This window comes from Pseudomonas sp. QE6, from assembly GCF_041379005.1.
Classification (GTDB): domain Bacteria; phylum Pseudomonadota; class Gammaproteobacteria; order Pseudomonadales; family Pseudomonadaceae; genus Pseudomonas.
Window position 1 is genome coordinate 2,646,080 of sequence record NZ_CP166873.1, and the last position, 25,128, is coordinate 2,671,207.

Annotated in this window: 25 protein-coding genes and 1 riboswitch; of the genes, 16 read left to right on the plus strand and 9 right to left on the minus strand. The window is 67.5% G+C overall.

Going from position 1 to position 25,128, the window contains the following annotated elements:
• Positions 1–31 precede the first annotated feature (31 nt).
• Positions 32–919 carry a decaprenyl-phosphate phosphoribosyltransferase gene (locus ACAW63_RS12225; RefSeq protein ID WP_371233958.1) on the plus strand — a complete coding sequence of 296 codons (888 nt, stop codon included), beginning with the start codon at positions 32–34 and terminating at the stop codon, positions 917–919.
• Positions 916–1,335, plus strand: a complete 420-nt coding sequence (locus ACAW63_RS12230) for a divergent PAP2 family protein (RefSeq protein ID WP_371233959.1) — start codon at positions 916–918, stop codon at positions 1,333–1,335. The genes ACAW63_RS12225 and ACAW63_RS12230 overlap by 4 nt, the downstream gene beginning before the upstream one ends.
• Positions 1,336–1,398: 63 nt before the next feature.
• Here the strand turns inward: ACAW63_RS12230 and ACAW63_RS12235 are convergent, their stop codons facing one another.
• From ACAW63_RS12235 to ACAW63_RS12255, 5 genes are all read right to left on the minus strand, one after another.
• Positions 1,399–2,097 (minus strand): pirin family protein, encoded by a 699-nt coding sequence (locus ACAW63_RS12235; RefSeq protein WP_371233961.1) that lies wholly within the window; start codon positions 2,095–2,097, stop codon positions 1,399–1,401.
• Positions 2,098–2,235: 138 nt separating this feature from the next.
• Positions 2,236–2,991 carry an L-cystine ABC transporter ATP-binding protein TcyN gene (tcyN, locus tag ACAW63_RS12240; RefSeq protein WP_371233962.1) on the minus strand — a complete coding sequence of 252 codons (756 nt, stop codon included), beginning with the start codon at positions 2,989–2,991 and terminating at the stop codon, positions 2,236–2,238.
• The gene (tcyL, locus tag ACAW63_RS12245; protein WP_370600969.1) at positions 2,988–3,662 is read right to left on the minus strand and encodes a cystine ABC transporter permease; all 675 of its coding nucleotides are present in this window, start codon (positions 3,660–3,662) and stop codon (positions 2,988–2,990) included. Before tcyL ends, tcyN begins: the two co-directional genes overlap by 4 nt.
• On the minus strand, positions 3,659–4,459 hold the full coding sequence (gene tcyJ / locus ACAW63_RS12250) for a cystine ABC transporter substrate-binding protein (RefSeq protein WP_371233964.1): 801 nt from the start codon (positions 4,457–4,459) through the stop codon (positions 3,659–3,661). The genes tcyL and tcyJ overlap by 4 nt, the downstream gene beginning before the upstream one ends.
• Positions 4,460–4,575: 116 nt before the next feature.
• The gene (locus tag ACAW63_RS12255; protein WP_371233965.1) at positions 4,576–5,577 is read right to left on the minus strand and encodes a D-cysteine desulfhydrase; all 1,002 of its coding nucleotides are present in this window, start codon (positions 5,575–5,577) and stop codon (positions 4,576–4,578) included.
• A gap of 241 nt (positions 5,578–5,818) precedes the next feature.
• Here ACAW63_RS12255 and hflK (ACAW63_RS12260) point away from each other — a divergent pair, with 241 nt between their 5' ends.
• The 7 genes from hflK (ACAW63_RS12260) to ACAW63_RS12290 all read left to right on the plus strand — a co-directional run bounded on the left by hflK (ACAW63_RS12260) (position 5,819) and on the right by ACAW63_RS12290 (position 13,130).
• Positions 5,819–7,780: a protease modulator HflK gene (hflK, locus tag ACAW63_RS12260; RefSeq protein ID WP_371233966.1), complete on the plus strand. Its 1,962-nt coding sequence runs from the start codon at positions 5,819–5,821 to the stop codon at positions 7,778–7,780.
• Positions 7,777–8,805 (plus strand): protease modulator HflC, encoded by a 1,029-nt coding sequence (hflC, locus tag ACAW63_RS12265; RefSeq protein ID WP_371233968.1) that lies wholly within the window; start codon positions 7,777–7,779, stop codon positions 8,803–8,805. The genes hflK (ACAW63_RS12260) and hflC overlap by 4 nt, the downstream gene beginning before the upstream one ends.
• Positions 8,798–9,838 (plus strand): protease modulator HflK, encoded by a 1,041-nt coding sequence (gene hflK / locus ACAW63_RS12270; RefSeq protein ID WP_371233969.1) that lies wholly within the window; start codon positions 8,798–8,800, stop codon positions 9,836–9,838. Before hflC ends, hflK (ACAW63_RS12270) begins: the two co-directional genes overlap by 8 nt.
• A 133-nt stretch (positions 9,839–9,971) precedes the next feature.
• Complete coding sequence (locus tag ACAW63_RS12275) at positions 9,972–10,424, plus strand: hypothetical protein (protein ID WP_371233971.1); 453 nt, start codon at positions 9,972–9,974, stop codon at positions 10,422–10,424.
• An 18-nt stretch (positions 10,425–10,442) separates the two neighbouring features.
• Entirely contained in the window at positions 10,443–12,407 is a 1,965-nt protein-coding gene (locus ACAW63_RS12280; protein ID WP_371233973.1) for a cation-translocating P-type ATPase, read from the plus strand.
• 64 nt (positions 12,408–12,471) lie between these two features.
• Entirely contained in the window at positions 12,472–12,678 is a 207-nt protein-coding gene (locus tag ACAW63_RS12285) for a hypothetical protein (protein WP_275610733.1), read from the plus strand.
• Positions 12,679–12,875: 197 nt separating this feature from the next.
• On the plus strand, positions 12,876–13,130 hold the full coding sequence (locus tag ACAW63_RS12290) for a hypothetical protein (protein WP_371233975.1): 255 nt from the start codon (positions 12,876–12,878) through the stop codon (positions 13,128–13,130).
• 143 nt (positions 13,131–13,273) lie between these two features.
• Here ACAW63_RS12290 and ACAW63_RS12295 read toward each other — a convergent pair whose 3' ends face one another.
• From ACAW63_RS12295 to ACAW63_RS12310, 4 genes are read right to left on the minus strand one after another with little or no spacing between them, the layout of a single operon-like run.
• Positions 13,274–13,912 (minus strand): ABC-type transport auxiliary lipoprotein family protein, encoded by a 639-nt coding sequence (locus tag ACAW63_RS12295; protein WP_371233977.1) that lies wholly within the window; start codon positions 13,910–13,912, stop codon positions 13,274–13,276.
• On the minus strand, positions 13,909–14,847 hold the full coding sequence (locus ACAW63_RS12300) for an MlaD family protein (RefSeq protein WP_371233979.1): 939 nt from the start codon (positions 14,845–14,847) through the stop codon (positions 13,909–13,911). Before ACAW63_RS12300 ends, ACAW63_RS12295 begins: the two co-directional genes overlap by 4 nt.
• The gene (locus ACAW63_RS12305) at positions 14,848–15,615 is read right to left on the minus strand and encodes an ABC transporter ATP-binding protein (protein ID WP_371234652.1); all 768 of its coding nucleotides are present in this window, start codon (positions 15,613–15,615) and stop codon (positions 14,848–14,850) included.
• A gap of 14 nt (positions 15,616–15,629) precedes the next feature.
• Positions 15,630–16,775: an ABC transporter permease gene (locus tag ACAW63_RS12310; RefSeq protein WP_371233981.1), complete on the minus strand. Its 1,146-nt coding sequence runs from the start codon at positions 16,773–16,775 to the stop codon at positions 15,630–15,632.
• Between the two features lie 130 nt (positions 16,776–16,905).
• Positions 16,906–17,132: riboswitch (cobalamin riboswitch) on the plus strand.
• Between the two features lie 107 nt (positions 17,133–17,239).
• Here ACAW63_RS12310 and btuB point away from each other — a divergent pair.
• The 7 genes from btuB to ACAW63_RS12345 are packed head-to-tail and all read left to right on the plus strand — an operon-like array spanning position 17,240 to position 25,084.
• The gene (gene btuB, locus ACAW63_RS12315; RefSeq protein WP_371233983.1) at positions 17,240–19,084 is read left to right on the plus strand and encodes a TonB-dependent vitamin B12 receptor; all 1,845 of its coding nucleotides are present in this window, start codon (positions 17,240–17,242) and stop codon (positions 19,082–19,084) included.
• 14 nt (positions 19,085–19,098) lie between these two features.
• Positions 19,099–19,710 (plus strand): cob(I)yrinic acid a,c-diamide adenosyltransferase, encoded by a 612-nt coding sequence (gene cobO, locus ACAW63_RS12320; protein WP_371233985.1) that lies wholly within the window; start codon positions 19,099–19,101, stop codon positions 19,708–19,710.
• A gap of 28 nt (positions 19,711–19,738) precedes the next feature.
• Complete coding sequence (locus ACAW63_RS12325) at positions 19,739–21,034, plus strand: cobyrinate a,c-diamide synthase (protein WP_371233987.1); 1,296 nt, start codon at positions 19,739–19,741, stop codon at positions 21,032–21,034.
• A 2-nt stretch (positions 21,035–21,036) separates the two neighbouring features.
• Positions 21,037–21,687 (plus strand): 5,6-dimethylbenzimidazole synthase, encoded by a 651-nt coding sequence (bluB, locus tag ACAW63_RS12330; RefSeq protein WP_371233989.1) that lies wholly within the window; start codon positions 21,037–21,039, stop codon positions 21,685–21,687.
• Positions 21,684–22,613: an adenosylcobinamide-phosphate synthase CbiB gene (gene cbiB, locus ACAW63_RS12335; protein ID WP_371233991.1), complete on the plus strand. Its 930-nt coding sequence runs from the start codon at positions 21,684–21,686 to the stop codon at positions 22,611–22,613. Before bluB ends, cbiB begins: the two co-directional genes overlap by 4 nt.
• Positions 22,614–23,615, plus strand: a complete 1,002-nt coding sequence (cobD, locus tag ACAW63_RS12340) for a threonine-phosphate decarboxylase CobD (protein WP_371233993.1) — start codon at positions 22,614–22,616, stop codon at positions 23,613–23,615. It abuts the gene before it with no gap.
• A gap of 2 nt (positions 23,616–23,617) precedes the next feature.
• Entirely contained in the window at positions 23,618–25,084 is a 1,467-nt protein-coding gene (locus tag ACAW63_RS12345; protein ID WP_371234655.1) for a cobyric acid synthase, read from the plus strand.
• Positions 25,085–25,128: the final 44 nt, after the last annotated feature.

Here is a 25,128-nt window from a genome sequence, read left to right on the forward strand (position 1 = left end):
TTCTTCTAAAGAGAATAATCAGGAAAAGTACATGCAGGAATCACTGGTGGGGAAGAGTGGTGTGGGGCAGGCGCGAGGCCTGATCAAATTGTTGCGCCCCAGGCAGTGGGTGAAGAACGGATTCGTCCTTGCACCCTTGGTCTTTTCCGGGGAGTTTCTCAACTTCTACGCCATTAGTCATGCGTTTCAGGCGACGCTGCTGTTCTGTGTTGCATCATCTGCGACATACATCATCAACGACTGGCGTGATATCGAGCGTGATCGGTTGCATCCGCTCAAATCGAAGTCGCGACCTCTTGCCAGCGGAGCAGTTTCTGTCCCCGCAGCATTGACGTTGCTGGTTGGTCTGTATTGTGTCCTCGCCGTGGGGGGATTCCTGTTGCCCAAGGTCATCAGTGTGATCCTGGCCTATATGCTGTTGAACCTTGCCTACACTTTCGTCCTGAAACATCAGCCCGTAGTCGATATCTTCACCATCGCCATCGGCTTCGTCCTGCGGGTCTATGCCGGTGCCGTGGCCCTGAGTGTTCCAGTTTCCTCCTGGATGTTCGTGACGACGCTCTGCCTGGCGCTCTATCTGGCGGCGGTGAAGCGCCGGCAGGAGTTGAGTAAAAGCGGTGCTGGCGCTCGCGAAGTGTTAGGCAAGTATTCGCTTGCTCTGGTCGATCGCTATGCGGGAATCTCCGCTACGGGCGCGCTGCTTTTCTACAGCATGTTCGTAATGTCAGCGAAGCCGGACCTTGTTATCACCGTTCCCCTGGTGCTGTTCGGTCTGTTCCGTTACTGGTACGTGGTTGAGACGCTGGACGGTGGTGAGTCGCCTACCGATGCACTACTGGCAGATTGGCAACTGCTGCTGACGGTGGTCGTATGGGGGGGGCTGTGCATGTGGGCACTCTGGCCGGGAATGCCGGTATGAGTACTTATTCGTATTTGCTGACGCCGTTCCTGGCATGGCTGGTCGCTGGTTGCAGCAAGTTCGCCATCAATAGCATCAAGGCTGGAAAGCCCGCGTTCGGCTTGATTGGCTATGGCGGCCTGCCGAGCAATCACAGTGCGATTGTCAGTAGCATGGCTGCCCTGATTGCTTTCAAGCACGGCATGGATCAGCCGGCATTCGGCATCGCCTTGACCTTGGCTTTTATCGTAATGCTTGATGCCAATAGCCTACGTCGGCAGGTTGGAAAACATGCTGCGGCAATCAATCGGCTGGCTGTAGCTGGGGCGGATCATCAGCCGCTACGGGAGCGCATGGGGCACACTCGCATCGAGATTGTCGCGGGCGTTATCGTTGGGATTCTGGTTGCCGCTGCAGTGAGTGCTTTGGGCATCTGATTCATTTGCATGACGAAAAAGGCACGCCAATCGGCGTGCCTTTTTCGTTTCCATTGCATGCTGTCAGGCGATGTCCACCAGGATGACCTCACTGTCTTCCAGGGCTGTCACCTTCACCACCGCCTCATCGGCGATTGCGGCACCGTCGCGGGCTTCCAGCAGCACGCCATTCACTTCCACCTTGCCGGTTGCCGGCACCAGGTAGGCGCGGCGGTCTGCGCCCAACCCGTACTCGGCGCTCTGGCCGGCCTTGAGGGTGGCGGCGACCAGGCGGCCTTCGGCGCGGATGCGCAGGGCGTCGGCGTCGTTCTCATAGCCGCTGGCCAGGGTGACGAAGCGCCCGGCGCGGTCGCCCTTCGGGAAGGGTTTGGCGCCCCAGGACGGCGTGCCGCCGCGTACCGAGGGGATGATCCAGATCTGGAAGATCCTGGTCACGTCCTTCTCGAGGTTGTACTCGGAGTGCACGATGCCGGTCCCGGCGCTCATGACCTGGACGTCGCCGGCCTCGGTGCGGCCCTTGTTGCCCAGGCTGTCCTGGTGGGTGATCGCGCCCTGGCGGACGTAGGTGATGATTTCCATCTCGCGGTGCGGGTGCGGCGGGAAGCCGGTGCCGGCGGCGATTTCGTCATCGTTCCAGACGCGGAGGTTGCCCCAGTCCATACGCTCGGGGTCGTAATACTCGGCGAAGGAGAAGTGGTGCTTGGCATTGAGCCAGCCGTGGTTGGCACCGCCGAGTTGCTGGAAGGGTCTGCGTTCGATCATGGCGAAGTCCTCATGGGCACGGCCGGCGGAATCACCGGCTCGTGCGGTTCATGGGGCTATGTTCTCTCGCAAGTGATCGATATAAAAGCGCAAATATCCGAGCAAAATAATCGATTTTGTCGATTTGTTGGCGGCGGTTCAGGATGCGCCCTGGGTGAGGAACTTGCTGAGGAATTGCCGTGTGCGCTCTTCCCGCGGATTGGCGAAGAGGGCCTTGGCGTCGCCCTGTTCGACGATCACGCCCTTGTCGATGAAGATCGCCCGGTTGGCCACGTCGCGGGCGAAGCTCATCTCGTGGGTGACGATGACCATGGTGCGTTTTTCCTGCGCCAGGCCGCGGATGGTCGAGAGCACCTCGCCGACTAGTTCCGGGTCGAGCGCCGAAGTCGGTTCGTCGAACAGGATCACGTCCGGCTGCATTGCCAGCGCCCGGGCGATGGCCACGCGCTGCTGCTGGCCGCCGGAAAGGCGCTTGGGATAGGCGTCTTCCTTGCCGGCCAGGCCAACCTTGGCGAGCAGCGCACGGGCGCGTTGCTCGGCCTGGGCGCGGGGCTCCTTCTTCACGATCACCGGACCTTCGATCACGTTCTCCAGCGCGGTGCGATGGGGGAACAGGTTGAAGTTCTGGAACACGAAGCCCACGTGCTGGCGCAGCTTGCGGATCAATCCCTGCTGGCCGCTCAGCGGGCGCGAGGCGTCGATGCGGATCTCGCCCACCTGGATGGTGCCGCCGCTGGGGACTTCCAGCAGGTTCAGGCAGCGCAGCAGGGTGGTCTTGCCGGAGCCGCTGGGGCCGATGATCGCAACCACTTCGCCGGCCTCGACGGTCAGGTCGATGCCCTTGAGCACCTCCTGGCCGCGGAACTGCTTGGTCAGCTTGCGTACTTCGATCATGCCTCGTGCTCCTGGTCATGACGGTTGACCCGCTCTTCCAGGCGGTTCTGCAGGTGCGACAGGATGCTGGCGAGCACCCAGTACAGCAGCGCGGCGGCGAGGTACATGGTGAAGACCTCGAAGGTGCGCGCGGTGATGAGTTGGGCCTGGCGGAACAGCTCGGGCACCTGGATGGTGGCGGCCAGCGCGGTGTCCTTGACCAGCGAGATGAAGCTGTTGCCCAGCGGCGGCAGCGCAGTGCGCGCGGCCTGCGGGAGGACGACGCGGCGCAGGGTCTGGGCGCGGGTCATGCCGATGCTCGATGCGGCTTCCCATTGGCCCCGGTCGATGGAGCCGATGGCGGCACGCAGGATCTCGCAGACATACGCGGCCATGTTCAGCGAGAAGCCGATCAGCGCCGCGGGCAGCGGGTCGAGCTCGATGCCCAGTTGCGGCAGGCCGTAGTAGATCATGAAGAGCTGGACCAGCAATGGCGTGCCGCGGAAGAACGACACGTAGATGCGGGCGAGCCAGCTCAGGGCGGTGAATCCGTACAGGCGCATCAGCGCCAGTCCGAAACCCAGCAGCAGTCCGAAGAACATGCCGCCTACGCTGAGGACTACTGTGAAGACCGCGCCCTTGAGCAGGAAGGGCGCGGAATCCAGCGCAAGCTGCAGGCTTGCGTCGATCATTGGGTCACGTCAGCCTTGAACCACTTCTCCGACAGCTGCTTGAGGGTGCCGTCGGCACGCAGCTTGTCGATGGCCTTGTTCAGCGCTGCCAGCAGCTCCGGGTTGCCCTTGCGCAGGGCTATGCCGGCTTCCTGGCGGGCGAAGGGCGCGCCGGTCAGGGCCATGGCGCCATTGGTCTTGTTGACCATGTCGAAGGCGGCCAGGCGGTCCACCAGGATCACGTCGATACGACCGCTGCGCAGGTCCTGGAACTTGGTCGGGTCGTCCTCGTAGGTGCGAACGTCGGCCTGCGGGACATGCTCCTTGAGCCACTGTTCGTAGTTGGTGCCCAGGCCGACACCGACTTTCACCCCGGCGAGTTTCTCGGGAGTGTCGTACTTGCTTTCGTCACCCTTGCGCACCAGGGCCTGGATGCCGGAGACGGTGTAGGGCTGGGAGAAGTCGTACTTCTTCTTGCGCTCTTCGGAGATGGTCACCTGGTTGATCACCAGGTCCAGGCGCTTGGATTCCAGGGCGGCGAGGATGCCGTCCCACTTGGTCGGCTGGAGCTTGGCCTTGACGCCCAGTTCCTTGGCGATCAGGTCGGAGAAGTCCACTTCGAAACCGGCGAGCTTGCCGCTCTCGTCCTGGAAGCTGAAGGGCGGGTAGGTGCCTTCGAGGCCGACGCGGACTTCGCCCTTGGACTTGAGCTGGGCGAGCAGGTCGTCGGCGGCCTGGGCCTGGCCGAACAGGCTGGCGCCAAGGGTGAGGGTCAGGCTGGCAAACAGGAAGTGACGGCGCAGTGCAGAGAAGGTCATGGTGAGCCCCGTTTTTGGTGTTTTAAGCAGGTTAGTCAACGCGTGGCGACTATAGGGTTGTTGCTGTTATTCTATAAAATAATAAAAAATTACATGCTTAGGCTGATTTGTCTGCTTCAGCTCGCTGGATGGTAGGCGAACAGCGCCGGCGAGCCTCCGGTGTGCAGGAAGAGTAGCGGGCCCTGGCTGGCGAAGCGTTGACGGGCGACGCCATCGAGCAGGCCGGCCATGGCCTTGCCGGTGTAGACCGGGTCGAGCAGCAGCCCTTCGTGGCTGGCCAGCAGGCGTACCGCCTCCAGCGTGCCGGCGTTGGGTTCGCCATAGCGCGGGGCGAAGTACTCGTCCCAGAGTTCCACCTGCGGCGCCTTGGCAGCGTCCTGGCCGAGCAGCTCCAGCGTGCGCTGGATCAGTCCTTCCACTTTCGGCCGTTGCGCGGCGTCGGTGCGCGAGACGGTCACCCCAATGACCGGCAGTTCCGGCAGGGCATCGGCCAGCGCCACGGCCAATCCGGCGTGGGTGCCGGCGCTGCCGGAGGCCAGCACCACGGCGGCGAAACGCTGGCCGCTGTGGCGAATCTGTTCGGCCAGTTCCAGCCCAGCGCGAACATAGCCCAGTGCGCCGAGAGCGTTGGAGCCGCCGATGGGCACCAGGTAGGGTTTGCGGCCCTCACGCAGCAGGCGCTCGCCGGTCTGCTTCAGCAGTTCGTCGGCGTTGTCCAGGTTGGGCACGAGTTCGACCTCGGTGCCGAACAGGTCGAGCAGCAGGCGATTGCCGTTGCTCAGGTAATTGTGATCGCCAGTGCCGATGGGATTCTCCAGCAGCGCCACGCAGCGCAGGCCCAGCTTGGCAGCGACCGCTGCCGTCTGGCGCACGTGGTTGGACTGGATCGCCCCGGCCGTCACCAGGGTGTCGGCGCCGGCGCGCAGCGCATCCGCGGCGAGGAATTCAAGCTTGCGTACCTTGTTGCCGCCCAGCGCGAACGGCGTGGTGTCGTCGCGCTTCACATGGATGTCGCGCCCCAGGCGGGCGGAGAGCCGCTCCAGTTTTTCCAGCGGCGTCGGGCCGCCGGCCAGTTCGAGTCGAGGGAAGCGGGTGAGCGATTCGCGCAGGGAACTCATGGGGGGATCTCGGTTTGGCACGGTGAGGAGGCCACGATAGAGCTCCCGAGGCCGCGCGGCAATGGACTTAATACGGCGCTGCTGCAGGTGTCATCATCACGAGCTCTTCACATGTTCTGTTATAAGGTTACAGAAATATAATCGCCGGCTTCATAGAGTCTTAATCTTCCAAGCTCAGGCTCGCCGGCGCGCCGCTCTCGCTCGAAAGAGGTGGGCGATCCGTTCAACCGTTGGAGCATCCATGAGAGTCGACCTGGACATCGAGGACCGCAGCCTGGAAGGGTTGCCGCGTTTCCAGCGCTCGGCGTACCAGTCGCGTCGCCTGAAGCTGCTCACCTGGCTTTCGGCTGGCCTCGCCGCGCTGCTTTTCCTGATGGCGATCTTCATCGGCCTGTTCACCGCCGACTCGCTCTGGCTGCCGCTGCTGTGCAACAACGCTGCGGCGCTGCTGTTGCTGGCGGCGGTGAGCCAATCGGCCTTGCGCGTGGCCCGCTGGCGCGCCTCGGCGATCGGTACCGCGGAGTCGTTGGCGGCGCCTGAAGTGCCGGTCGATCTCGCTCAGCTCAGTGCCTACGACCGTCTGCTCGAACGTATCAGCCGCGCAGGCCAGCGCCTGGCACAACGCATCGGCGTTGGCGCCCTGTGGTTGGCGGGATTGGCCCTGGTGGCCCTGTTGATCGTCAAGGCCGGCTGGAACCTGGCGACACCGGCCGTTTCGCTGGGCCAGGCGGGTTGGCTGGTCACCGGGTTGCTGACCTTGTCGGCGTTCGGCCTGCTGGTGGTGGAGCGGCACCTGGGCGCGGCCGGTCAGGAGGAGTGGCCCGAAGCGCACGCCTTGTCACTGATGACGCGCGCGGTGATCGCCGTGCAACTGCTGTCCTTGCCGGGCCTGTTGTTCTCCAATGGCGAGAGCGTCTGGCCGAGCCGGTGGGTAGTGCTGGTGGGGTTGCTGCCGGCGCTGCTGGCGGCGGAGCTGATCCTGCGCGCGTTGCTCTCGATCTTCAGCCCGCAGCGCCCGCGCGAGGAGCCCCGGTTGATCGGCGAAAGCCTGGTTGCCGCGCAACTGCGCTGGCCGCCACGGCCGCTGCAGTTCCTGCAGGGCGAACTGCAACAGCGTTTCGGCATCGACCTGCGTCAGGTCTGGGCCTTCGGCTTCATGCGCCGCGCCTTCCTGCCGGTGTTGGGGTTGATGCTGCTGGTGGGCTGGTTGCTGACCGGCGTCAGCGAGGTCGCCATGAACGGGCGGGGCGTCTACGAGCGCTTCGGCAAGCCGGTGGCAGTCTACCCGCCGGGGCTGCACCTCGGGCTGCCGTGGCCGTTCGGCCGCGTGCTGTCGGTGGAGAACGGGGTGATTCACGAACTGGCGACCTCCGGCGACTCTGCCCGGGCTGACCTGTTGGTCGATGCCGAAGGACCCGCCCCGGAGGCTGCCAACCGTTTGTGGGATGCGTCCCATGTGAGCGAGAACTCGCAGGTGATCGCCAGCGAGGCGGGCGGCCAGCAGAGCTTCCAGATCGTCAACATGGACGTGCGCTTCGTCTACCGCATCGGCTTGAGCGACAAGGCGGCGCTGGCGGCGACCTATAACAGCGCCGACGTATCGGAGCTGATTCGCAGCACCGCCAATCGCGTGCTGGTCCACGATTTCGCCGCCCGCACCCTGGACGGCGTGCTGGGGGCGGAGCGCGAAGCGCTGGCGCGGGATATCGGCAAGGCCGTGCAGGACGATCTCGACCGGCTGGACAGCGGCGTGGAAATCCTCGCCACCGTGGTGGAGGCGATCCATCCGCCGGCCGGCGCGGCCAATGCCTACCATGGCGTACAGGCGGCGCAGATTACTGCCCAGGCACTGATCGCCCGCGAACAGGGCAAGGCCGCCGAGCAGACCAATGCCGCACGGCAGGCCGCCAGCGCCGCCACCGACAAGGCGTCGGCCAATGCCCGGGAAACCCTCGCCCAGGCCCAGTCCGCCGATCTGCGCTTCGGCGCCGAGCGTTCCGCCTGGCAGCGCGCCGGGCAGGCATTCCTCCTCGAACAGTATTTCAGCCAGCTGGGCCAGGGCCTGGCCGGCGCCCGCAGCCTGGTCATCGACCACCGCCTGAGCGCGGACCAGGCGCCGACCCTCGATCTGCGCAGCTTCGGCGCGCCGGTCGATCCGCAGCGCGGCAAGACCGCCAACCGTCCCCAGGAGATCGCACCTTGAGTCCGACCCACGTTCACGGCGATCACCCGCATCACGACCATGACCACGCACACGACCATGATCATGGCCATCACCATGACGAGGGGCCGGCACGTTTCCCCTGGCGTCGTACCGCCCTGGCAGGCTTGCTGGTGCTGTTCGCCGCCGCGACCGCCTGCCTGGTCCAGGTGCGTTCCGGCGAGGCGACTGTGATCACCCGCTTCGGCAATCCCGACCGGGTATTGCTGGAACCCGGACTCGCCTGGCGCCTGCCGATTCCGTTCGAGGCCGCCGTGCCGGTGGACCTGCGGCTGCGTACCACCTCCAGCGGCCTGCAGGACGTCGGCACCCGCGATGGCCTGCGGATCATCGTGCAGGCCTATGTCGCCTGGCAGGTGAAGCCCGATCCGGACAGCATCCAGCGCTTCATGCGCGCGGTGCAGAACCAGCCTGACGAGGCGGCCCGGCAGATTCGCACCTTTGTTGGCTCAGCGCTGGAAACCACCGCCAGCGGATTCGATCTGTCCGATCTGGTGAACACCGATGCCGGCAAGGTGCGCATCGCCGACTTCGAGCAGCGCCTGCGCGAACAGATCGAGCGCCAGTTGCTCGATACCTACGGCGTGCGCGTGGTCCAGGTGGGCATCGAGCGGCTGACGCTGCCCAAGGTCACCCTCGGCGCCACGGTCGACCGCATGCGCGCCGAGCGCGAGACCATCGCCACCCAGCGCACCGCCGAAGGCAAGCGCAAGGCCGCGGAAATCCGCTCCGCCGCCGAGCGTGACGCGCGCATCCTGCAGGCCGACGCCACGGTGAAGGCCGCCGATATCGAGGCCCAGTCGCGGGTGCAGGCCGCGGACATCTACGGCAAGGCCTATAGCGGCTCGCCCGAGCTGTACAACATGCTGCGCTCGCTGGACACCCTCGGCACCCTGGTCAACCCCGGCACGCGCCTGGTGCTGCGGACCGACGCGGCGCCGTTCCGGGTGCTGGTGGATGGCCCGCCGCAACAACCCGCCGGCAAACCGGGCAATGCCCATGAGTGACCGGCGGGAGGAGGGCACGAGCCCCTGGCTGCAGGCCGGGCGCCTGGCATTCCTGGCTCTTTATGGTGTGACCCTGCTGGCGGCGCTCGGCTGGGCGCTGTCCAATGTGCGCCAGATCGGCCCGGAAAGCCGTGCCGTGGTCCTGCGCATGGGGGCACTGGAGCGCATCCAGAACGCCGGGTTGCTGCTGGCCTGGCCGCGTCCGTTCGAGCAGGTGGTTATCCTGCCGTCCGCCGACCGGGTGATCGAGCGCCGGGTGGAAACCCTGCTGCGCTCTGGGCTGGCGCAGAAATCCGATCTGGATGGCAGCCTGGCCAACGACGCCACCGCGGGCTCCGGCTATCTGCTCACCGGCGATGCCGGTGTGGTGCAGCTGGATGTGCGGGTGTTCTACAAGGTCACCGCTCCCTACGACTTCGTGCTCCAGGGCGACCACGTGCTGCCGGCGCTGGACCGGCTGGTGGCGCGCAATGCGGTGGCGGTGTGCGCATCCCGTGATCTGGACACCATCCTGGTCGCCCGCCCCGAGCTGATCGGTGCCGACAGCAGCGTCGCCGAGCGTCGCGAACGGCTGCGCGGGGACCTGCAGCAGGGCATCAATCGCAGCCTGGCCGCGCTGGTGTCGGCCGGCAATGGCCTGGGTATCGAAGTCGAGCGCGTGGACGTGCAGTCCTCGTTGCCGCGCGAGGCGGTGAGCGCCTTCAACGCGGTGCTGACCGCCAGCCAGCAGGCGGAGCAGGGCGTGGCCGCGGCGCAGAATGATGCCGCTCGCCAGCTCCAGGCGGCCAACCAGGCCGCCGATCGTACGCTGCAGGTCGCCCATGCCCAGGCCAGCGAGCGCCTGGCCCGTTCCCAGGCGGACACCGCCACCATCACCAGTCTTGCGCAGGCCCAGCAGAAACATGCCGACCCCGGGCTGCTGCTGCGCCTGTACCGCGAGCGCGTGCCGGGCATCCTGTCCCGCGCGGGGGCGGTGACCACGGTCGACCCACGTGATTCCGGACACCTGATCCTGGAGGGGCCGCAGCCGTGAGCGCGCTGATCGCCGTAGGCTGTGAATCAATGTGCGGACAGTCTTGCGGCGAACCGCTACGCTCGCAGTGCAAGCCCGGCACCTTCGTCCGGGCGGATAACGACAATCAGGAACACCAGGGGCGGGACATCCAATGACATCAGCCGGACTTCACTCCATCCATGAATCCCCACGCTCGCTGCGACGCCTGGCCCTGCAATGCCTGGGCGCGCTGGCGCTGCTACTGGGCTGCAGCCTCCCGGCGCAGGCCGACCGGGTCCTGCCGCCGGGCATGATGCTGGCTTTCGTCGACTATGCGCAGTTCCCGTCGATCACTCTGAAGCGCCCCAGGCCCAGCCTGCTCAAGCAGATCCTCACCCTGGGACTGTACCGCAAGAACATCACTTACCCGGTAGCGCCGTCCGTGCGCATTCGCGACGAGGACAACCACTTCCTCGTGCACGGAATGATGCCGTTGCTCAAGGGCAAGGTGGTTGCCGTCAAGCCCGGCATCGACAAGCAGATCAACCAGATCTGGGTCCTGACCGAAGCGGAAGCCAACGAATACGCCACCCGGCCGGGAACCCTCTTCCCACCCATCAACTAAAGCAGGCACCTTCGCGGTATGAGCGTTCACCACCATCACGGCCATGCGCACCACGGCCACTCCCATGGCCACCTCACCGGTGGAATGCTCACCCGCGACGAGCAGCGTAGCGCCGCGCGCCAGCTCAGCCTGGCGATGATCGCCCTCGGCCTGCTGGTGCTGGGCCTGCTCTGGCGCTGGTTCGCCCCGCAGCAGGAAGGTGTGGCGCAGATGCTCCTGGGCGTCGCATCGCTGCTGGTGGCGGTGCCGGTGCTGCGTTCGGGCTGGCACAGCCTGCGGCATCCCAGCCTGCATGGCATCACCGATCAGCTCATCGCCCTGGCCATGCTGGGTGCCTGGGCCACAGGCGACCTGATGACCGCCGCGCTGCTGCCGATCATCATGATCTTCGGGCACGTGCTGGAAGAGCGCAGCGTGATCGGCTCGCAGGAGGCCATCGAGGCGCTGGGCCGTCTGACCCGTAGCCAGGCCCGGCTGATTGCCGCCGATGGCAGCGTGCGTGAAGTCGACAACGGCGAGTTGCGGGCGGGCGACCAGGTGGAAGTCCGCGCGGGGGATCGGGTGCCTGCCGATGGCCGGGTGCTGGAAGGCCAGGCCAGCCTGGATACCGCACCGATCACCGGCGAGTCGGTGCCGCTGGAGGCAGGCGTCGGCATGGACGTCTATGGCGGCGCCATCAACCTCGACGGCCTGCTGCGCATCGAAGTGACCCGCACCGGCGATGCCTCCACCCTCGGCAAGGTCATCGCCCTGATGCAGCGCGCCGAACAGTCCAAGCCGCCCATCACGCGCCTGCTGGAGCGCTATGCCGGGCGCTACATGGTGCTGGTGCTGCTGATCGCCGCCGTCACCTGGTTCATCACCAACGACCCGCAGGCCATGCTGGCCGTGCTGGTCGCCGCCTGTCCCTGTGCGCTGGTGCTGTCGGCGCCGGCCACCGCCATCGCCGGCATCGCCGTCGCGGCGCGCCACGGCATCCTGATTCGCAGCTCGGCCTTCCTCGAAGAGCTGGCCGACCTGACCTCCCTGGTGATCGACAAGACCGGCACCCTGACCTACGGTGCGCTGCGCCTGCAGGCCGTGCGCGCGGAGCCCGGCGAAGCCCGGGACGACATCGAGCGACTGGCCGCCAGCCTGGGCGCCGCCAGTAGCCACCCGGTCAGCCGCGCCCTGGCCTCGTTGGCGCCCCACGATGCGCATCATCCGCTCGCCGACATCCACGAACGACAAGGCCTCGGCGTGGTCGCCCGGACCGAGCGGGGCGAAGCCGCCCTCGGCCGGCCGGAACTCTTCGCCCGCCTGGGGATTTCGACGCCGGCGGTGCCGGAGCACGATGGCCCCATCGCCGGGCTGTCGCTGGACGGACGTTTCCTTGCGTGGTTGCTGCTCGCCGACAGCGTGCGCCCCGAGGCGGCGCACGCGGTGACGGACTTGCGCGAACTCGGAATCGGGCGCCAATTGCTGCTCACCGGCGACCGCCAGAGCGTGGCCGATGCGCTGGCCCGTGAGGTTGGCATCGACAGCGTGGTCGCCCAGGCGCTGCCGGAGGACAAGCTGGCACGGGTCAACGAGGAAATCCGCAAGGGCTTCCGGCCGCTGGTGGTGGGGGACGGCATCAACGACTCGCTGGCGCTCAAGGCCGGCGTGGTCGGGGTGGCGATGGGCGCCGGTGGGGCGGATATCGCCCTGGCCTCGGCAGATGTCGTGCTGATCGGCAGCGATCTTCGCCGTCTGGGCACCTGCGTACGCCTGAGCCGCCAGTGCCGCAGCACCTTGCAGGTCAACGTGCTGATCGGCCTGGGCTGGACCCTGGCCATCGTCGCGGCCGCCGCCTTCGGGCTGCTGGGCGCCGCCGGGGCGATGATCGCGGCGATCCTGCACAACCTCAGCACCCTGCTGGTGTTGGGCAATGCCGGCCGCCTGCTGCGCTTCGACGAGGCCCTCGGACAGCCGGGCGCTCGTCTTGTCGACGTGCCGGCGTGAGCCGCAGGTGGGCGAGATCGGCTATCATGTGTGCCGTTCCAGACTCTCATAGAACCCTCGACCCATGACTTCCTCTCAGCAGCCGCCCCGCGACGACAGCGCGGAAAACGCTCAAGAATCCACCACTCTGTCCCTGACCGAACTCGCCAAGGCCGCCCTGGCGGCGCAGAAGCAGGCGAATTCGGCCTATCAGCACCGCAAGCCGCACGACAAGGCGGAATACCGTCCGCCGCATCCGCGCGGCTCCCGCCGCTCGATGGGCAAGCGCTGAGACGATCTTCCTCCGGCGAGCCCCCCAGACAATCTCACGGGTTTGGTGGGGCCGCTGGCTGAACTGCGTCGCTGAGTTCGGGTCGAACACCCACCGCCATCTGCAGGCGGTCGTTCGAATCACCAGCCCGCTTTCGCGAAACCGTCAGGGAACGACGGGCGCGCCACTGTCGGCGCATCGCGTAGCAAGGAGATGCCATGAAATACCTGATCCCCGTACTGTCCCTGCTGGCTCTGGGTGGCTGCATCACCATGACCGGCAACTACGAAGTCAGTGCCCACGACGAGTCGGGCAAGGCCCTGAGCAACGGCAAGTTCCTTGCCCATGGCAGCGGCATCTATACCGTGCGCAATTCCCTCTGCTCGGTATACCCCAAGGCCATCGTGACCATCCGCGACGTGGAAACGGACCAGGAACTGGAGGGCGAGAGCCCGTATCGCTGCCACAAGTAGCGGCAGGCTGGCCAGGGGGCGCTTTGGCGTCCCCGCTGGAGCGCTCGTTCGCGAGCAAGCTCGTTCCTACGGATAATCCGTGCCCTTGTGCAATGGACGGCTCGCGGGCGGCCCCGCTGGTGTCAATCAGCTCAGGCCACGGGTCAGTTGTCGGCTTGGGCTGGCTGCCCGATCTTCTGCGCCTGCCCCTGCTGCAACGTCCACTCCACCACCTGTGCGGCGAGCTGGTCGCTGGCCTTGCCGAAGGCGCTGACCACTTCCGCGACCTGTTTGCCGTCCACCGCCTGGCGGACCTCGAAGCTGCGCGAGGCGACGATGCGCTGGCCGAGGGTGCGCACCAGGCGCGCTTCGTAGCGGATGTGCACGACCGGCTTGCCGCCCTGGTATTCGCTCTGGAAGGCGCGCAGTTCGCCGGTGAGGTCGAGGTCGGCCTGCAGGCTGGCTTCGTCGCTGCTCAGGGCGTGGATGCTGCCGTTGGCGGTGAAGGCGTCGAGCAGGCGGTCGCGCAGCAGGCCGGGGGCGCGGTTGCTCCAGCGCGCGCCCTGGTAACTGCTGATCTGGTTGCCTTGCGGGATCACGGCGATGCGGTTGTTATCCAGCGCGAGGCTTGCGCTGGGGGCGCTGACCCGCAGCGACCAGTTCACCGCCGCGCTACTGCGCGCCGGTTGCTGGGCCGCCGGCAGCAGGTAGAAGTCCGGGGTTTCCGCTTCCGGGAGGATCGAGCAGGCGCTGAGCATTCCGAGCAGGGCGGCGACGCCAAGCAGTCGGGGAAGGGCGGTCATGGCTGGAACTCCTTGTTGCGTTCGCGGCCGAGCAGGTAGCCGGCGGGGTTCTCCTGCAGGCGACGGGTGACGCCGCGCAGGTCCTCCAGGGTGGAGCGCAGTTCGCGCACCGCCGGGCCGATTTCGCCCAGTCCGCTCATGCCGCCGTTCACCGCGTCGTAGTTGTTGTTGAGCAGTTGCTCGACCCGCTCGCTGCTGGCGCGCAGGGCGGCCAGGGTCTTCTGGGTATCGTCGAGGATGGCCGGGCCGCGACTGCCGAGGGTCTGGTTGGCGCGTTCGAGCAGTGCGCTGGCGTTGGCCAGGGTGAGGCGCGCCTGCTCGCTGGCGGCGGCCATTTCCTTGATGGTCTGGCGGATATCGGCGCGCTGCTCGGCGATCACGCTGGTGGCCTGGTCCATGTGGTCGAGGGTGCGGCTGATGTGGTCGACGTTCTCCTGGGAGAACAGCCGGCTGGCGTTGGCGAGCAGGGTGTTGACGTTGGTGGCGATGTCTTCGCCATTGGCCAGGAGCTTGGCCAGTGGCGAGGGGATGGTCTTGATCACCGGGATGCTGCCGTCCTGGCTGACCAGCGGCGGGCTGTCCTGGGCGGCGCTGGAAAGCTGGATGATGGCCTGGCCGGTGACGCCGGTGAGCGCCAGCTTGGCGCGGGTGTCTTCGCGGATCGGCGTGCTGTCGTAGACGCGGATGCGCGCGCGGACCTTGCGCGGATCGTTCGGATCCAGGCGCAGGGACACCACGTCTCCCACGCGGATGCCGCTGTACTGCACGGTGCCGCCTTCGGAGAGGCCGGTCACCGCTTCGTTGAAGATCACATCGTAGAACTTGAACTTCTGGTCGTTGCTCGACTGCGCCAGCCACAGCGCGAACAGCAGCGCGCCGATCGAGACGATCAGGGTGAACAGGCCGATCAGCACGTGATGGGCACGGGTTTCCATTCAGCTTTCCTCCCGCAGGTGTTCGGTGGCCTGCAGCGCGGCACGGCCGCGGGGGCCGTGGAAGTAGTCCTGCACCCAGGCGTCGTTGGTTTCGGCGACCTGATCCAGTGGCCCTACCACCAGTACGCGCTTTTGCGAGAGCACGGCGACGCGGTCGCAGATGGTGTAGAGGGTGTCCAGGTCGTGGGTGACCAGGAACACGGTGAGGCCGAAGGCGTCGCGCAGGGTCAGGATGAGTTGGTCGAAGGCCGCGGCGCCGATGGGGTCGAGGCCGGCGGTGGGCTCGTCGAGGAACAGGATGTCCGGGTCCAGCGCCAGGGCGCGGGCCAGGGCGGCGCGCTTGACCATGCCGCCGGAGAGTTCGGCGGGGTACTTGGCGCCGGCATCCGGCGGCAGGCCGGCGAGGGAAATCTTCACCTTGGCCATGAACTCGGCATCGCTGCGGGACAGCCCGGCGTGCTCGATCAGCGGCAGGCAGATGTTCTCGCTGACGGTCAGCGAGGAGAACAGCGCGCCATTCTGGAACAGCACGCCGAAGCGCCGTTCCAGCTTCGATCGCTGTGACGGCGGCAGCTCCGGCAGGTTCTGGCCGAACACGTGGACGCTGCCTTCGCTGGGCTGGCGCAGGCCGATGATGCTGCGCAGCAGCACGGACTTGCCGGTGCCGGAGCCACCGACCACGCCGAGGATTTCGCCTTTCATCACGTCGAGGTCCAGGTGCTCGTGCACGGCGTGGGTGCCGAAGCGGTTGGCCAGGTCGCGGACCATGATGATCGGTTCGCTCACCAGCCCATCTCCATGAAGAACAGGGCGAACACCGCATCCAGCAGGATCACCACGAAGATCGACTGGACCACGGCGGAGGTGGTGTGCTCGCCCACCGATTGCGCGCTGCCGCTGACGCGGAAGCCTTCCAGGCAACCGATCACGGCGATGATGAAGGCGAATACCGGGGCTTTGACGATGCCCACCAGGAAGTGCTGCACGGCGATGTCGTTCTGCAGCATGTAGAGGAACATGCGTGGCGAGATATCCAGGCTCAGGGCGCAGACCACGCCGCCGCCGAAGATGCCGGACATCATCGCCAGGAAGGTCAGCATCGGCAGGACCAGCAGCAGGGCGAGCACCCGGGGCAGCACCAGCAGCTCCACCGGGTCCATGCCCAGGGCCTGGATGGCATCGATCTCCTGGTTGGCCTTCATCGAGCCGATCTGTGCGGTGAAGGCGCTGGCCGTGCGGCCGGCCAGGAGGATGGCGGTGAGCAGCACGCCGAATTCGCGGAGGAAGGCGAAACCGACCAGGTCGACGGTGTAGATCGCCGCGCCGAACTTCTTCAGCACCGTGGCGCCGAGGAAGGCCACCACCGCACCGACCATGAAGGTGAGCAGGGCTACGATGGGCACGGCGTCCAGGCCCGTCTGCTCCATGTGCGCGGTGAGCGAGGTGGGGCGCCAGCGGCGGGGGCGCAGCAGGGTGCGCGCCAGGGTCTGCAGGGTCAGGCCGATGAACCCCAGCCCGCCGATCACATGGCCGCGGAAGGCCAGGGTGGCGATGCCGATGCGTTCGAGTACGTCGACGACGGCGTTGCCGGGGGGCGGCTTGCGTTCGTCCAGGCGGCACTGGGTGATGGCGCTGCCCACGGTGCGCAGGAGGGCCTGGCGCTCGGCGGGCAGGTTGCGGGTGATCTGTTCGAGCTGGTCCATGCGCGTGCCGCCGATGACCTCGGCCAGCAGCGCCGCGCCGGCGGTATCGAGCGCGCCCAGCTCGCTGAAATCCAGCGCGGCGGGCTGGCCGCCGTGGCGCACGCCGGCGACCTGGGATTCCAGGGTGCTGAAATGCGCCAGTGTCCAGTCGCCGCTGACGTGCATCAGCGGGGGGCTGGCGTGAGGATCGAGCTGGAGTTGGCCGGGCCGTGCGGTCGTCGTCATGCATCGCATTCTAGCGAAGTTCTGCCGTGCCTCCACTTGACTTGTGTTTATCGATTGAACCGCTCTGGCGCGGGCGTCGGCGCTGGCCGCGACAGCCTGTTCAATTGACGCCCAAGGCCGCGAGCCTCTAAGCTGCGCGCCTGCTTCAGGTGCCCCCGGCGCAAGTCGGGGGTGAAACAGGGAAGCCGGTGAATTCGAACCCCAGGGTCCGACCAGTCCGGCGCTGCCCCCGCAACGGTAAGCGAGCATCGAGCCGCATTTCGCCACTGTGCCCTTGGCATGGGAAGGCGCGGTTTCAGGAGCCAGTCACGGCCCCCCTCGCAAGCCCGGAGACCGGCCTGCTGCACGCCATGGCATCGCGGGAGGCGCTGCCGATCGCTCCGGCCTGCTGCCGGGGCGTTCCCGTCCTCCGCCTGCCTTTTCGGGTCAGAGCCGCGCGGGTGAGAGCGGCGGAGTGAGTTCACGTGAAGCATTTTCTCTGTTGGCCGACAGCCCTGGCGCTGAGCGGCCTCTCCTGTTTGGGCCAGGCGGCCGACGAAGCGCCGCTGGCGCTCGACGATCAACTGGTGACCGCCACGCGCACCGAGCAACGCGCCGGGCAGAGCCTCGCCTCGGTCAGCGTGCTGGACCGCGTGGACATCGAACGCGCCCAGGCGCAGTCGGTGCCGGATCTGCTGCGGCGCCTGCCGGGGATTTCCCTGAGCAGCAACGGCGGGCCCGGCAAGGCCACCAACCTCTATCTGCGCGGCAGCGAATCCGACCATGTGCTGGTGCTGATCGATGGCATCAAGGCCGGTTCGGTGTCCTCCGGCGGTGCATCGCTCCAGGACCTGCCGGTGGAACTGGTCGAACGCCTCGAAGTGGTGCGCGGGCCGCGCTCCAGCCTGTATGGCTCCGAAGCCATCGGCGGGGTGATCCAGATATTCACCCGCCAGGCTGTGGAGCAGGGTTTCAAGCCCTGGGCCTACGCCGGCGCGGGCAGCCAGAGCACCTATGAAGGCAGTGCCGGGGTCTCGGCCGGCAACGGGCGCGGCTGGTTCGCGCTGGGCGTGTCCAGTCTGGATACCGCCGGCATCGACGCCAAGGCCAATGGCGCCAGCGGCCATGAGCCGGACAGCGATGGCTACCGCAACCTCTCGGGTTCCCTGCGTGCGGGCTACCGCTTCGACAACGGCCTGGAACTGGACGGCAGCCTGCTGCAGAGCGATTCGCACAACGACTTCGACACGGTGAACAGCCGTCGCACCCAGGGCTTCGATGCCTACAACGATGGTGTGCAGCGGGTCATCGGCGGCCGCGCGCGCTTCGCTCCGCTGGAGCCCTGGCAGGTGAGCCTGTCCGCCGGGCGCAGCGAGGACAAGTCCGATGCCTATCAGGACGGCGCCTTCTACTCGCGCTTCGACAGTCGCCGCGACACCGCGTCCTGGCAGAACGACCTGGAACTCGCTCCCGGCCATACCCTGACCCTGGGCTACGACTGGCAGCAGGACGAGCTGAGCAGCTCCACCGACTATGCGGTGACCTCCCGCGATAATCGCGGCACCTTCGCCCAGTACCTGGGCCGCTTGGGGCGCCATGACTGGCAGCTGAGCCTGCGCCATGACGACAACCAGCAGTTCGGTAGCCGCAACACCGGCAACCTCGCCTGGGGCTACGCGCTGACCGACGCCGTGCGTGCCTTCGCCAGCTACGGCAAGGCCTTCAAGGCGCCAACCTTCAACGAACTCTATTACCCCGGCTACGGCAATCCCGACCTGGATGCGGAGACCTCGCGCAGCGTGGAGCTCGGTGTGGACGGCCACCACGACTGGGGGCACTGGGCGGCGAACCTGTATCGCACGGTGGTCGACGACCTGATCGCCTACGACTCGGCATTGCGGGCTCCGGACAATATCGATCAGGCGCGTATCCGCGGCATCGAACTGCAACTGGGCAGCCAGTGGCGGGACTGGGTGTGGAACGCCAACGCCAGCCTGCTCGACCCGGAAAGCCGCGCCAGCGGCAGCCGTGGCAACGACCTGCCACGCCGCGCCCGGCAACTGTTCAACCTGGACCTCGACCGGCGCTTCGACGCGCTGAGCCTGGGCGCCAGCCTGCACGCCGAGGGTCGCCGCTATGACGACCTGGGCAACCGCAATCGCCTGGGCGGCTTCGCCACCCTGGACCTGCGCGGCGAATATGCGTTGAGCCCGGAGTGGCGCCTGCAGGCGCGCCTGAGCAATCTGTTCGACGCCGACTACCAGACCACCCTGGGCTATGAGCAGCCCGGCCGCGCCGTACTCTTCGGCGTGCGCTACCAGGCCCTTTGAGAGGAGAGAGACCAATGAGCGAATCCCCGGAAAAGGACGAACGCCACCGTTCGCGCATGCAGCGCAAGAAAACCGTGATCGACGAGAAAATCTCCCAGGCCCAGGACGAGCGCGGTGTGTTCCTGGTCCACAGCGGCAACGGCAAGGGCAAGAGCAGCTCGGCCTTCGGCATGGTCGCCCGCGCGCTGGGCCACGGCATGAAGGTGGGCGTGGTGCAGTTCATCAAGGGCGCGGCCACCACCGGCGAGGAGGCCTTCTTCCGGCGCTTCCCCGAGGAAGTCAGCTACCACGTGATGGGCGAGGGCTTCACCTGGGAGACCCAGGATCGCCAGCGCGATATCGACAAGGCTCGCGAGGCCTGGGAGGTTGCCCGTCAGTTGCTGGGCGATCCGCAGGTCGGCCTGGTGGTGCTGGACGAGGTGAACATCGCCCTCAAGCACGGTTACCTGGAGCTGGATACCGTGCTCGCCGACATCGCCGCCCGTCCGCCGATGCAGCATGTGGTCGCCACTGGGCGCGGCGTGCTGCCGGCGATGGTGGAGGCAGCCGATACCGTGACCGAGATGGGCCTGGTGAAGCATGCCTTCAAGGCCGGGATCAAGGCGCAGAAAGGGGTGGAGTTCTGATGGCTGCCGTCGTGCCGGAGCGCACCTGATGTCCGACTCCCGTCAGTGCCCCGCACTCCTGATCGCCGCTCCCGCTTCCGGCCAGGGCAAGACCACCGTGACCGCCGCCCTGGCGCGCCTGCATACGCGCCTCGGGCGCAAGGTGCGGGTGTTCAAGTGCGGCCCGGACTTCCTCGACCCGATGATCCTGTCCCGAGCCAGCGGCGCACCGGTCTACCAGCTGGACCTGTGGATGGTCGGCGAGTCCGAGAGCCGGCGCCTGCTCTGGGAGGCCGCCGAAGAGGCTGACCTGATCCTTATCGAGGGCGTGATGGGGCTGTTCGACGGTTCGCCCTCGGCTGCCGATCTCGCCCGTCGCTTCGGCGTGCCGGTGATGGCGGTGATCAACGGCCAGTCCATGGCCCAGACCTTCGGCGCGCTGGCGGTCGGCATGGCCACCTACCAACCGGACCTGCCATTCTCCGGCGTGCTCGCCAATCGCATCGGCAGCCTGCGTCACCGCGACCTGGTGCGCGACAGCCTGCCGGAGTGGATTCGCTGGTACGGCGCGCTGCCGCGCGACACCGAGGTGGAGCTGCCCAGCCGCCATCTGGGGCTGGTGCAGGCCGATGAACTGGCCGACCTCGATGCCCGCCTGGACGCCGCCGCCGATGCCCTGGCTGCCAGCGCCAGTACCGAGCTGCCGGCGCCGGTGAGCTTCGCGGCGGCCGAACCGCGCGTTGCCCAAGGCCGCCTCGACGGCGTGCGTATCGGCGTGGCGCGGGACAATGCCTTCGCCTTCCTCTACCAGGCCAACCTCGACCTGCTGCGTGAACTGGGTGCGGAACTGGTGTTCTTCTCGCCGCTGCACGATGACGCGCTACCCGAGGTGGACAGCCTCTACCTGCCCGGCGGTTACCCGGAACTGCACCTGCGGGCGCTGGCGGAAAACCGGGCTGTGGCCCATGCGATCCGCGCGCACCACGCTGCCGGCAAGCCGATCCTGGCCGAGTGCGGGGGCATGCTCTATCTCTTCGACGCACTGACCGAGGTGGCGGGCGAGCGTGCCGAACTGCTCGGCCTGCTGCCCGGCGAGGCGCGCATGCAGAAGCGCCTGGCGGCCCTGGCGCTGCAAGCCGTGACGCTGCCCGAAGGCACCCTGCGCGGCCACACCTTCCACCATTCGCTGCTGGACAGCGCGGAAGCGCCGCTGGCCCGGGGCGTCTGTCCGAACGACAAACCGGTGGCCGAGGCCGTTTTCCGTCGTGGCCGCCTGACCGCTTCCTACATCCACTTCTACCTGCCGTCCGACCCGGACGCCGCAGTGGCGTTGCTCAGACCATGACGATGACCGACCACGCCTACAGTCCCGAGGAGCGCGCCGCGCTCTACCGCGCCATCGCCGAGCGCCGCGACATGCGCCACTTCAGCGGCGGCGAGGTGGCGCCCGAGCTGCTCGCCCGCCTGCTGGAGGCTGCGCACCAGGCGCCCAGCGTCGGCCTGATGCAGCCCTGGCGCTTCCTGCGCATCACCCGGCCGGAGTTGCGCCAGGCGATCCACCGCCTGGTGGATGAGGAGCGCCTGCGCACCGCCGAGGCGTTGGGCGAGCGCTCCAGTGAATTCATGCGGCTGAAAGTGGAGGGCGTGCTCGACTGCGCCGAGCTGCTGGTGGCCGCCCTGATGGAAGGCCGCGAGGCCCATGTCTTCGGCCGCCGCACCCTGCCGCAGATGGACCTGGCGTCGCTGTCCTGCGCCATTCAGAACCTCTGGCTGGCGTCCCGCGCGGAAGGTCTGGGGATGGGCTGGGTTTCGCTGTTCGACCCGGCCGCATTGGGCGAATTGCTGGGGCTGCCCGCCGGTGCCGAGGCGGTGGCGGTGATCTGCCTTGGCCCGGTGGAACAGTTCTACCCGGCGCCCATGCTAGCCCTGGAGGGTTGGCGTCAGCCGCGTCCGCTGAGCGAGCTGGTATTCGAGAACCATTGGGGAGAGCAGCCATGAACCTGGCGCTGCTGACTGTGCTCGGGGTAGCGCTGGACGCGCTGCTGGGCGAGCCGAAACGCTGGCATCCACTGGTGGCCTTCGGGCGCTTCGCGGACCGCCTGGAGCGCCGCTTCAACCGCTCGCGCAGCGATGCGGCGAGCGACACCCCCGGCCTCGGCTGGCGCAGCCATGGTGTCACCGCGTGGGTGCTCGCGGTGATCCCGCTGACCCTGATCGCGCTGCTGCTGAGCCTGCTGCCCTACGTCGGCTGGCTGGTCCAGGCGCTCGCCCTGTATGCCGCGCTGGGCCTGCGCAGCCTGGGCGAACACGCCGAGCCGGTGGCGCTGGCGTTGCGTGCCGGCGACCTGAGCGAGGCGCGCCTGCGCGTGGGCTATATGGTCAGCCGCGAAACCTCCGCGCTGGACGAGACCGCCGTGGCCCGCGCCGCCACCGAGTCGGTGCTGGAGAACGGCAGCGACGCGGTGTTCGCCGCGCTGTTCTGGTTCGCCGTGGCCGGCGCGCCGGGCGTGGTGCTGTATCGCCTGAGCAATACCCTCGACGCGATGTGGGGCTATCGTAACGCGCGCTTCGAGCGCTTCGGCTGGGCGGCGGCGAAGATCGACGATGTGCTCAACTACATTCCCGCGCGGCTGGTCGCGCTGACCTATGCGCTGCTCGGGCAGACCCGCCTGGCCCTGCGCTGCTGGCGCAGGCAGGCGCCGCAATGGGACAGCCCCAACGCCGGCCCGGTGATGGCCGCCGGCGCCGGGGCGCTGGGCGTCGCGCTGGGTGGCGCGGCGCGTTACCACGGTGAACTGCATGAACGCCCGCAACTGGGCGAAGGCCCTGCGCCGACCGCGGTCGACATCTGGCGGGCCCTGGCGCTGGTGCGCCAGGGCGTGCTGCTGTGGCTGGTGGTGATCCTGATTCTGGGAGTGCTCTGAATGCTCGAACATGGTGGCCGGTTGCGCCGGGCGGCGCAGCAGTACGGTATACCGCTGGCGGAGTGGCTGGACCTGTCCACCGGCGTCTCGCCCTGGCCCTGGAGCCTGCCGAACATCCCGACCAACGCCTGGATGCGCCTGCCCGAGGACAGCGACGGCCTGGAAGCGGCCGCGTGCCGCTACTACGGCGCGGAGCAGCTGCTGCCGCTGCCCGGCAGCCAGGCTGCCATTCAGCTGCTGCCGAAGCTGCGCCGGCCGGGCAGGGTCGGCGTGGTTTCGCCCTGTTACGCCGAACACGCCCAGGCCTGGCGCGGCGCCGGGCATAGCCTGCGGGAAGTCAGCGACCAGGAAGTGTCCCATCACCTGGAACGCTTCGATGTGCTGGTGGTGGTCAACCCGAACAATCCCACCGGGCGGCGCATCGAGCCCGGCGTGTTGCTGGAGTGGCACGCGCAATTGCAGGCGCGTAGCGGCTGGCTGGTGGTGGACGAGGCGTTCATGGACTGCACCCCGGAGCAGAGCCTGGTCGCCAGCTGCGCCAGCCGGCCGGGCCTGGTGGTGCTGCGCTCGTTCGGCAAGTTCTTCGGCCTGGCCGGTGCGCGCCTGGGGTTCGCCTTCGCCGAGCCGCGCCTGCTGGCGAGTCTTGCCCAACTGATCGGCCCCTGGGCGGTGAACGGCCCGACGCGCTGGGTGGCGCAGGCGGTGCTGGGCGACTTCCATGAGCACGTCGAGCGTCGCCGCGACCTGGCTGATGCCAGCCGGCGTCTAGCGGGGCTGCTCGGCGAGCACGGCTTCGCGCCCCACGGCGGCACCTCGCTGTTCCAGTGGGCGGTGTCGATGCAGAGCCACGCGTTGCGCGAGCATCTGGCGCGCCAGGGGATTCTCGTGCGCCTGTTCGACTCGCCGGCCAGCCTGCGCTTCGGCCTGCCGCCGGACGAGGACGGCTGGCAGCGCCTGGAGCACGGCCTGCGCACCTTCAACCAGATGGAGAGTCTGCGATGAGCATGCCGAAGGCGCAGGGCGCGACGTTGATGGTGCAGGGCACCACCTCCGACGCCGGCAAGAGCACCCTGGTGACCGCGCTGTGCCGCTGGTTGCGCCGCCAGGGCGTGGCGGTGGCGCCGTTCAAGCCGCAGAACATGGCGCTCAACAGCGCGGTGACCGCCGACGGCGGCGAGATCGGCCGCGCCCAGGCGGTGCAGGCCCAGGCCTGCGGATTGCCGCCGCACACCGATATGAACCCGGTGCTGCTCAAGCCCAACAGCGACGTCGGCGCCCAGGTGATCATCCACGGCCGCGCGGTGACCAGCATGAACGCCGCCGCCTACCACGACTACAAGCGGGTGGCGATGCAGGCGGTGCTGGAGTCCCACGAGCGTCTCCGTGCGCAATACCCGGTCGTCATGGTGGAAGGCGCGGGCTCGCCGGCGGAGATCAATCTGCGCGCCAACGACATCGCCAACATGGGCTTCGCCGAGGCGGTGGACTGCCCGGTGATCCTGATCGCCGACATCGACCGGGGCGGCGTCTTCGCCCACCTGGTCGGCACCCTGGAACTGCTCTCCGAATCGGAACGGGCGCGGGTTAGGGGCTTCGTAATCAATCGCTTCCGCGGTGACATCGCCCTGCTGCAGGGCGGCCTCGACTGGTTGGAGGAGCGCACCGGCGTACCGGTGCTGGGCGTGCTGCCGTACCTGATGGACTTCCACCTGGAAGCCGAGGACGCCATCGACGTCCGCCAGTCGGCCAAGGCCGGCGAGCGCCTGCGGGTGGCGGTGCCGGTGCTGCCGCGCATCAGCAACCACACCGATTTCGACCCGCTGCGCCTGCACCCGCAGGTGGAACTGACCTTCGTCGGGCCGGGGCAGCCGCTGCCGCCGACCGACCTGATCATCCTGCCCGGCTCCAAGAGCGTGCGTGCCGATCTCGCATTCCTTCGCGAGCAGGGCTGGGAGTCGGCGATCCAGCGCCACCTGCGCTATGGCGGCAAGCTGCTGGGCATTTGCGGCGGACTGCAGATGCTCGGCCGTATCCTGGCGGACCCGCATGGGCTGGAAGGCGCGGCGGGGGAGAGCGAGGGGCTCGGCCTGCTGGATTTTCGCACGGTGCTGGAGCCGGAGAAGCAACTGCGCAACGTCAGCGGCCGGCTGGCGCTGGAAGACGCCGAGGTCGCCGGATACGAGATTCATGCCGGCGTCACCCAGGGATCGGCGCTGGCGAGTCCGGCGGTACGCCTGAGCGATGGTCGCGTCGATGGCGCCATGAGTGCGGACGGCCAGGTGATGGGCACCTACCTGCACGGCCTGTTCGAGTCGCCGGCCGCGTGCTCGGCGCTGCTGCGCTGGGCCGGGCTGCGCGAGGTGCAGAGCATCGATTACCACGCCCTGCGTGAGCGCGACATCGAGCGCCTGGCCGACCAGGTCGAAGCGCATCTGAATATCGAAAAGCTGAGGGCGCTGTGCGGACTGTAGGGCGCATAACCGTTCGCGGTTATCCGCCATGTTGCGGCGCCGTG

Bases quoted from the DNA above. Each gene is read 5' to 3' on its own strand.
- ACAW63_RS12225 (WP_371233958.1), top strand. From the start codon at position 32: ATGCAGGAATCACTGGTGGGGAAGAGTGGTGTGGGGCAGGCGCGAGGC.
- ACAW63_RS12230 (WP_371233959.1), top strand. From the start codon at position 916: ATGAGTACTTATTCGTATTTGCTGACGCCGTTCCTGGCATGGCTGGTC.
- ACAW63_RS12235 (WP_371233961.1), bottom strand. From the start codon at position 2,097: ATGATCGAACGCAGACCCTTCCAGCAACTCGGCGGTGCCAACCACGGC.
- tcyN (WP_371233962.1), bottom strand. From the start codon at position 2,991: ATGATCGAAGTACGCAAGCTGACCAAGCAGTTCCGCGGCCAGGAGGTG.
- tcyL (WP_370600969.1), bottom strand. From the start codon at position 3,662: ATGATCGACGCAAGCCTGCAGCTTGCGCTGGATTCCGCGCCCTTCCTG.
- tcyJ (WP_371233964.1), bottom strand. From the start codon at position 4,459: ATGACCTTCTCTGCACTGCGCCGTCACTTCCTGTTTGCCAGCCTGACC.
- ACAW63_RS12255 (WP_371233965.1), bottom strand. From the start codon at position 5,577: ATGAGTTCCCTGCGCGAATCGCTCACCCGCTTCCCTCGACTCGAACTG.
- hflK (WP_371233966.1), top strand. From the start codon at position 5,819: ATGAGAGTCGACCTGGACATCGAGGACCGCAGCCTGGAAGGGTTGCCG.
- hflK (WP_371233969.1), top strand. From the start codon at position 8,798: ATGAGTGACCGGCGGGAGGAGGGCACGAGCCCCTGGCTGCAGGCCGGG.
- ACAW63_RS12275 (WP_371233971.1), top strand. From the start codon at position 9,972: ATGACATCAGCCGGACTTCACTCCATCCATGAATCCCCACGCTCGCTG.
- ACAW63_RS12280 (WP_371233973.1), top strand. From the start codon at position 10,443: ATGAGCGTTCACCACCATCACGGCCATGCGCACCACGGCCACTCCCAT.
- ACAW63_RS12285 (WP_275610733.1), top strand. From the start codon at position 12,472: ATGACTTCCTCTCAGCAGCCGCCCCGCGACGACAGCGCGGAAAACGCT.
- ACAW63_RS12290 (WP_371233975.1), top strand. From the start codon at position 12,876: ATGAAATACCTGATCCCCGTACTGTCCCTGCTGGCTCTGGGTGGCTGC.
- ACAW63_RS12295 (WP_371233977.1), bottom strand. From the start codon at position 13,912: ATGACCGCCCTTCCCCGACTGCTTGGCGTCGCCGCCCTGCTCGGAATG.
- ACAW63_RS12300 (WP_371233979.1), bottom strand. From the start codon at position 14,847: ATGGAAACCCGTGCCCATCACGTGCTGATCGGCCTGTTCACCCTGATC.
- ACAW63_RS12305 (WP_371234652.1), bottom strand. From the start codon at position 15,615: ATGGTCCGCGACCTGGCCAACCGCTTCGGCACCCACGCCGTGCACGAG.
- ACAW63_RS12310 (WP_371233981.1), bottom strand. From the start codon at position 16,775: ATGACGACGACCGCACGGCCCGGCCAACTCCAGCTCGATCCTCACGCC.
- cobO (WP_371233985.1), top strand. From the start codon at position 19,099: ATGAGCGAATCCCCGGAAAAGGACGAACGCCACCGTTCGCGCATGCAG.
- ACAW63_RS12325 (WP_371233987.1), top strand. From the start codon at position 19,739: ATGTCCGACTCCCGTCAGTGCCCCGCACTCCTGATCGCCGCTCCCGCT.
- bluB (WP_371233989.1), top strand. From the start codon at position 21,037: ATGACCGACCACGCCTACAGTCCCGAGGAGCGCGCCGCGCTCTACCGC.
- cbiB (WP_371233991.1), top strand. From the start codon at position 21,684: ATGAACCTGGCGCTGCTGACTGTGCTCGGGGTAGCGCTGGACGCGCTG.
- cobD (WP_371233993.1), top strand. From the start codon at position 22,614: ATGCTCGAACATGGTGGCCGGTTGCGCCGGGCGGCGCAGCAGTACGGT.
- ACAW63_RS12345 (WP_371234655.1), top strand. From the start codon at position 23,618: ATGCCGAAGGCGCAGGGCGCGACGTTGATGGTGCAGGGCACCACCTCC.